The sequence below is a fragment of the Bradyrhizobium sp. genome (assembly GCF_049691595.1).
Lineage (GTDB): Bacteria > Pseudomonadota > Alphaproteobacteria > Rhizobiales > Xanthobacteraceae > Bradyrhizobium.
Genome location: NZ_JBAVNZ010000468.1, coordinates 1 through 7,301, shown reverse-complemented (window position 1 = coordinate 7,301; position 7,301 = coordinate 1). Strand labels below are relative to the sequence as shown.

At 63.1% G+C, this 7,301-nt stretch carries 5 protein-coding genes; 3 read left to right on the top strand and 2 right to left on the bottom strand.

The genetic code is table 11. The annotated features are described in order from the left end of the window. The first annotated feature begins 1,369 nt into the window (after positions 1 to 1,369). The 3 genes from WCE35_RS19715 to WCE35_RS19705 all read left to right on the top strand — a co-directional run bounded on the left by WCE35_RS19715 (position 1,370) and on the right by WCE35_RS19705 (position 4,711). Entirely contained in the window at positions 1,370 to 2,299 is a 930-nt protein-coding gene (locus WCE35_RS19715) for an SMP-30/gluconolactonase/LRE family protein (RefSeq protein WP_424594999.1), read from the top strand. A gap of 145 nt (positions 2,300 to 2,444) precedes the next feature. Further along, complete coding sequence (locus WCE35_RS19710) at positions 2,445 to 3,047, top strand: GNAT family N-acetyltransferase (protein ID WP_424594998.1); 603 nt, start codon at positions 2,445 to 2,447, stop codon at positions 3,045 to 3,047. A 20-nt stretch (positions 3,048 to 3,067) separates the two neighbouring features. Continuing rightward, a complete protein-coding gene (locus WCE35_RS19705; RefSeq protein WP_424594997.1) occupies positions 3,068 to 4,711 on the top strand; it encodes a GMC family oxidoreductase in 1,644 nt (547 codons plus the stop codon). A 269-nt stretch (positions 4,712 to 4,980) separates the two neighbouring features. On the opposite strand, the gene WCE35_RS19700 is transcribed toward WCE35_RS19705, so the two are convergent. Then, positions 4,981 to 6,483 (bottom strand): flavin-containing monooxygenase, encoded by a 1,503-nt coding sequence (locus WCE35_RS19700; protein WP_424594996.1) that lies wholly within the window; start codon positions 6,481 to 6,483, stop codon positions 4,981 to 4,983. 85 nt (positions 6,484 to 6,568) lie between these two features. Continuing rightward, on the bottom strand, positions 6,569 to 7,301 hold a 733-nt coding region (locus tag WCE35_RS19695; RefSeq protein WP_424594995.1), incomplete at its 5' end, for an AAA family ATPase.

Here is a 7,301-nt window from a genome sequence, read left to right as displayed (position 1 = left end):
AGTCCTTCCCTTACGATGTCTCTTGCAGGGAGCATGGCAGCAATTCGCCCGAAGCGAATGCCGTGATCGGCGGTGTCGTTCATCGCATCACCTCGCACTTGCCGGAAGCTGGCGCGACGGTCCGGGCGGTGCCGTGACGTTGCTGTCTCGCTAGGTGAGACGGTGCCCACAACGCTTGATTTTAGTAGTTATGAGCACCGATGAAAAGCAGTCTCGGCTGGCAACGATGCTTCGGGATGTGGACGCCGCCCTGGCAATCGCGGAACAAGCTGATGCCTGAAATACCCGGGCAGAGCGGCTACGCTCTGCCCGTCCCTGTGTAACCGGGTCACGTCCCACGTCCCATCTGGAGGTAATCGGTCGACGATATTGACAGGCAACCACACAGGAACTCTCTCCTCCGGGTGCCAGCACGGGATTGATAACCGAGAGCCCTCAGTCGGCAGGCCATCTGCGCAGGAAGGCAAGTGCCATGTTGGCGAAGAAGATCAGAATGCCCGGAATTACAGTGACAGTGCACTTAATTGACCCGTCGTCGTCCTCAAGCGAACCGGAAGCAGAGTTAAGTGCACTGTCACCGTAATCTCCTGTCACCGTAATCTCCCCGGTGAAGGAATAGGGCGGCAGGATTACCTCACCGCGCAAGCGCGCCTGCGTGACCGGCTACCGTCGCAACTTCATGGCTGGAGGCTGCTTCTTCTTCACCGTCAATCTGGCGGAGCGACGGCTGCTGCGTCGGGCGGGTTCTCTTTAACCCGCCGCTCCATGCGAGATGGCGGGTTAAAGAGAACCCGCCCTACAAGCTCTATGTGGTGGTCGACCTATAACCCCCTCGTCATTCCGGGGCGCGCGCAGCGCGAGCTTTGATGTGCAATTGCACATCAGAGAATCCATAACCACGATCGTGAGTATGGATTCCGGGCCTGCGCCAAGTGGCGCATCCCGGAATGACGACCGTTGTGTGTCAGGTGCTGTGCCCCATCATCCGCCACTGCCGCGCATCGCGCATTAAGAGGCCGGTCGACCACCGATCGCGCCTCGGTCCGCATCATGTCTGGGCATCCCCGCGCTATCGAGTGCATTTGGCACACGGGACCGCGGGTGCAGCGTGCACCCGGCATTCCCTGCTCCCTCCGATTTGGAGGGATGAGGAATTCCAGCAAACCTCGGGCGTAGCGCGCCGCGAGATCATGGAGCCGCGCTTGCAAACGAAACCTTCGCCGTCATCGCTCGCTCCGGTAATACCTGTCGCGCGTGCCGCCGGCTTGGCAAGCGATATCGACTTTGCCATAGATTGACGCAACGAATTGTCGCGTGCGGGATCGAACCAAGAATCCGCCTGCGGCCAAAAGCAAGCCGGGAGGATTTCATGGCAAATATTCGCGTTCTCGCCACCGATCTGGAATTTCCGGAAGGCCCGGTGGTGATGCCGGACGGATCGGTGGTGCTGGTCGAGATCCGCGGCCGGCGGCTGACGCGGGTCTGGCCCGATGGCCGCAAGGAGGTGGTCGCGCAAATCCCCGGCGGCCCCAACGGGGCTGCGCTCGGACCCGACGGCAAGATGTATGTCTGCAACAATGGCGGCTTCAGCTGGGTACCGACGCGCAACACCATCATGCCGGGTCCGCCCGAGCCGCATGAATATATCGGCGGCTCGATCCAGCGCGTCGATCTCGCAACCGGCAAGGTCGAGACCGTGGTCGACAAATGCGGCGCGCATCCCCTGAAAGGGCCGAATGACCTGGTGTTCGACCGGCACGGCGGGCTGTGGTTCACCGATCTCGGCAAGCGGCGCGCGCGCGACATGGATGTCGGCGCTTTCTATTACATCAAGCCCGGCATGACGGAGATCGTCGAAGGCGTGTTCGGCATGCTGCCGGCCAACGGCATCGGGCTGTCGCCGGACGAGAACACGGTCTATGTCGCGGAGACGCCGACGGCGCGGCTGTGGGCGTTCGATCTGTCCGCGCCCGGCACGGTGAAGCCGCGCGAGGTGATCTATCGCGGCGAGCGCGGCAAGCCGGTCGCGGGCCTCGGCGGCTATCAGATGTTCGATTCGCTCGCGGTCGAGGCCTCGGGCAATGTCTGCGTCGCAACCCTGATCTCGGGCTGCATCTCCGTGATCGCGCCCGACGGCACCCTCGTCGAGCAGGTGCCGACCGGCGACCGCGTCACCACCAACATCGCCTTCGGCGGACCCGAACTGAAGACCGCCTACATCACCCTGTCGGGCAGGGGCGAGCTGATCGCGATGGACTGGGCGCGGCCCGGGCTGGCGCTGAATTTTTTGAACAAGTGATGACGAAAACGAGGACCATCAACGTCATTGCGAGCGCAGCGAAGCAATCCATCTCGCCGCGCGAAGAAAGAATGGATTGCTTCGTCGCTTCGCTCCTCGCAATGACGGGTGGGGCGACTCCGCAATGACGGGGAGGGAGCTTTGCATGCCCTGGCTTGAACCGGTTACGCTACGCGGTGCGCATGCGCGGCTGGAGCCGCTGTCACATGGTCATGTCGACGGTCTGACCGAAGCGGTGAAAGACGGCGCGCTCTGGAAGCTCTGGTACACCTTCATCCCGAAGCCGGAAGACATGCGCAAGGAGATCGACCGCCGGCTTCACCTGCAGGCGGCGGGCTCGATGCTGCCGTGGACCGTATTCGATGCCGACGGCCGGATCGCCGGCATGACGACCTACATGAATGTCGACACGCCGAACCGCCGGGTCGAGATCGGCTCGACCTGGTACGCCAGGCGGGTGCAGCGCAGTGCACTCAACACCCAGTGCAAATCGCTGCTGCTGACGCACGCTTTCGAACAACTCGGCTGCATCGCGGTCGAGTTCCGCACGCATTTCTTCAATCACCAGAGCCGGCGCGGCATCGAGCGCCTGGGCGCCAGGCAGGACGGCATTTTGCGCAGCCACCAGATCGCGCCCAACGGCACGTTGCGCGACACCGTGGTCTACAGCATTATCGCCGCCGAATGGCCGACGGTGAAGGCGCATCTCGACTATCAACTCAACGAAAAGGCGCGAGTAACGCCCTGACCGCGCAAGAAAAAGACACGATGGAAACCTTCGATTATGTGATTATCGGCGCCGGCTCCGCCGGCAGCGTGCTCGCCAACCGGCTCAGCGAAGATCCCGGCGCCAGCGTCTGCGTGCTCGAAGCCGGGCCCCGCGACTGGCACCCCTACATTCATCTGCCGGCGGGCTTCATCAAGACGTTCCACATGAAGAGCGTCAACTGGGCCTACCAGCAGGAGCCGGGCCCCTGGACCGGGGGCCGCAGCATCTACGCGCCGCGCGGCAAGACGCTGGGCGGCTCGTCGTCGATCAACGGCCACATCTACAATCGCGGCCAGCGCCAGGATTTCGACACCTGGGCGCAGCTCGGCAACCGCGGCTGGGGCTATCCGGACGTGCTGCCCTATTTCAAGCGGCTGGAGCGCCGGGTCGGCGAGGGCGACGAGACCTATCGCGGGCGCGACGGCAGCCTCACCGTCACCACCATGGACTGGCAGGATCCGCTCTGCGAAGCCTTCATGGCGGGCGCGATCAGCCTCGGCATTCCCAAAAACCCCGATTACAACGGCGCGATCCAGGAGGGCGTCTCCTACGCCCAGCGCACGATCAGGAACGGCCTGCGCGTCAGTGCCGCGACCGCCTTCCTGCATCCGGCGCGCAAACGGCCGAATGTCCATGTGCGCACGCATGCGCATGCCACCAACATCATCCTGGAGGGCAAGCGCGCGGTCGGCGTCCGCTACATCAAAGGCGGGAAGGGCGGCGTGCCGACGGAGGTGCGCGCCAGCAGGGAAGTGATTTTATCCGGCGGCACCTACAACTCGCCGCAGCTGCTGCAATTGTCCGGCGTCGGATCGCCGGAACTGTTGAAGTCGATGGGCATCGAGGTGCGCCACGCACTGCCCGGCGTCGGCGAGGGGTTACAGGATCACTACGCGCCGCGCTCGGTCGCCCGCGTCAAGAACATCAGGACGATCAATGAATTGCGGCGCGGACTGAGCCTCTGGGTGGAGGCGCTGAAGTGGGCCACCACACGGCGCGGCCTGCTGTCGCTGTCGCCGACCATGGTCTATTGCTTCTGGCATTCCGGCGAGACCACCGAGAGCTCCGACCTGCAGCTCACCTTCACGCCCGCCAGCTACAAGGAGGGCGTGCAGGGCCAGCTCGAAGACGAGCCCGGCATGACGGTGGCGTCCTGGCAGCAGCGGCCGGAGAGTCGCGGCTATGTCCGCATCCGCTCGTCCGATCCGTTTGCGCCGCCGATCATCCAGACCAACTATCTCGTGGAGGAGCTCGATCGCCGCGTCGTCGTCGCCGGCATGAAGCTGGCGCGGCGGCTGCTGCAATCGGCGCCGCTGGCGCCGTATTACGCCTATGAGGATTTCCCCGGCCCCAAGGTGCGGAGCGACGATGAATTCCTGGCGGCGGCGACCGAGCGCGGCACCACCACCTTCCATCCCGGCTGCACCTGCCGCATGGGGCCGGCCGACAGCGCATGGGCCGTGGTCGACGACCAGCTGCGCGTGCACGGGCTGCAGAACCTGCGCGTGGTCGACGCCTCGATCATGCCGCGGATGATCTCGGCCAATCTCAACGCATCCACCCTGATGATCGCCGACAAGGCATCCGACCTGATCCGCGGCCGCGCCGCGCCGGAGGCGGTGAGATTCGCGGAGCAGGCGTAGGGCAGCCGAACGGGTCAAAACGTCACCGTTTGGCTTCACGCAGATATCGGGCCTGAAGATGTACGACCTCGCTCCGGGTGATGTGACCGGCCCGCTGCAAGGCAATTGGTAAGGACTCGATCTCGTCAAGCCTGACAGAGTCGCCGGCAAGGCGAGTGATCTGGTTGGCCAGTACGTCAGTCTGCGTCGGGATATAACGGACGTGATACTGCGTGGCCATCTCTCGAATAAGAGCAGCGGTAGAACTTGCGGTCAGCGACAGGTCGCAATTAGTCATACACGAACGCCCGGTCTTTCAGGTCGATCGCCGGGAACTCGTCCTTCTCCGCCCAATAGTCCTGGTTGTGCTGCCATTCCGGCTTGTCGCCGCGCTTCGGCAGCAGATGCATGCCGCGCATCATGTAGCCGGGGTTGAAATTTTCCGGATCGATCCACGGCAGCAGCGGCATGTTGTGATCCTCTGGCCGCAGCGTCGGCGTCACTTTGCTGGCGCCGGTTTGCTTCATGTGCTTGAGCAGCCGGCAGACGAAGTCGGCGACCAGGTCGACGCGCAGCGTCCAGCTGGCGCGGAAATAGCCGAACACCCAGACGAGGTTGGGCACGCCGGTGAACATCATGCCGCGATAGGTCACGGTGTCGGCGAAATCGAGCGGCCTGCCGTCGACCTCGAAGGCGATGTCGCCATTGGCGCTGAGGTTGAAGCCGGTCGCGGTGATGATGATGTCGGCTTGCAGCATTTGACCGGATTTCAGCAGAATGCCCGTCTCGGTGAAACGATCGATCTCGTCGGTGACGACGGAAGCCTTGCCCGACTTGATGCCCTGGAACAGGTCGCCGTCCGGGATGAAGGCGATGCGCTGCCGCCACGGCCGGTATCTCGGCGTGAAGTGGGTCTTGATGTCGTAGTCGGGCCCGAGATAGGCCTCGACCGCGGACAGCAGGTCTTTCTTCGCGGCTTCCGGCTCCTCAAAGGTCTTGCGGGTGAAGGCGTCCTGCTCGAACAGGATCTTTCGGCGGGTGATTTCGTGAATCCAGGTCTCGTCGACCTGCAACTGGCGCAGTTGCTCGGCGATCTCGATGGCGTTGCGGCCGGTGCGGAAATAGGTGGGCGAACGCTGCAGCATGGTGATATGCGCGCAATCCTTCGCCATCGCCGGGATCAAGGTCGCAGCGGTGGCGCCGGAGCCGATCACGACCACGCGCTTGTCCTTGTAGTCGAGGTCTTCGGGCCATTTCTGCGGATGCACGATCGGGCCCTTGAACCTCGCCATGTCCTTCCACTCCGGCGTATAGCCTTCCGCGTGGCGGTAATAGCCCTGGCACATCCAGAAGAAATGGGTGGTGAAGCGCAGCGCCTCGCCGGTATCGGTCCGGATGGCGTCGATGGTCCAGAGATTTTCCGCGCTCGACCATGTCGCCGAGGTGATGGTGTGCCGATAGCGGATGTGGCGGCCGAGGTCGTTCTCCTCGATCACCTCGCCCATGTATTTCAGGATCTCGGCGGCGGTCGCGATCGGCGCGCTGGTCCAGGGCTTGAAGCGATAGCCGAAGGTGTGGAGGTCGCTGTCGGAGCGGATGCCGGGATAGCGATGCGTGCTCCAGGTGCCGCCAAAGGTGTTCTGGGTTTCGAGGGCGACGAACGTGGTCCCCGGGCACTGCGTGGTCAGATGATAGGCCGCGCCGACCCCGGAGATGCCGGCGCCGGCGATCAGCACGTCGAAATGTTCGGTGGCGCCCGGTGAAGCTTTCTGAATTTGGCTTTGAACGTTCATCTTCCCTGGCCTTTTCCTGCTTGTTCAAGTCCCGGATCGAGACCGAAAGCGGCGGCGCGGAAGTCCCGGCACGTTCGGCGTCGCATTACACTTCCCGGCGGCTGAGGAACGCCAGCCGCTCGAACAGATGCACGTCCTGCTCGTTCTTGAGCAGCGCGCCGTGCAGCGGCGGGATCAGCTTGCGCGGATCGCGCTCGCGCAGCATTTCCGGGGTGATGTCCTCGTTCAACAACAGCTTGAGCCAGTCGAGCAGCTCCGAGGTCGACGGCTTCTTCTTCAGGCCCGGCACTTCGCGGACCTCGAAGAAGATCCGCAGCGCTTCTTCCACCATGCGCTTCTTGATGTTGGGAAAATGCACGTCGACGATATTTTCCATGGTGTCGACGTCGGGAAACTTGATGTAGTGGAAGAAGCAGCGGCGCAGGAACGCGTCCGGCAGTTCCTTCTCGTTGTTCGAGGTGATCATCACGATCGGGCGCAGTTTTGCCTTGATGTTCTCGCCGGTCTCGTAAACGAAAAATTCCATGCGATCGAGTTCGAGCAGGAGATCATTGGGAAATTCGATGTCGGCCTTGTCGATCTCGTCGATCAGCAGCACCGGGCGCTTTTCATGGGTGAAGGCGTCCCACAATTTGCCGCGCTTGATATAGTTGCTGATGTCGGACACCCGGCTGTCGCCGAGCTGGCTGTCGCGCAACCGCGACACCGCGTCATATTCGTAGAGGCCCTGCTGCGCCTTGGTGGTGGACTTGATGTGCCAGGTCAGAAGCGGCGCGTTGATCGCTTTCGCGACTTCCTCCGCCAGCACGGTCTTGCCG

Excerpts from the sequence above, each read along its gene's own strand:
- WCE35_RS19715 (WP_424594999.1), top strand. The coding sequence starts at position 1,370 with ATGGCAAATATTCGCGTTCTCGCCACCGATCTGGAATTTCCGGAAGGC.
- WCE35_RS19710 (WP_424594998.1), top strand. The coding sequence starts at position 2,445 with ATGCCCTGGCTTGAACCGGTTACGCTACGCGGTGCGCATGCGCGGCTG.
- WCE35_RS19705 (WP_424594997.1), top strand. The coding sequence starts at position 3,068 with ATGGAAACCTTCGATTATGTGATTATCGGCGCCGGCTCCGCCGGCAGC.
- WCE35_RS19700 (WP_424594996.1), bottom strand. The coding sequence starts at position 6,483 with ATGAACGTTCAAAGCCAAATTCAGAAAGCTTCACCGGGCGCCACCGAA.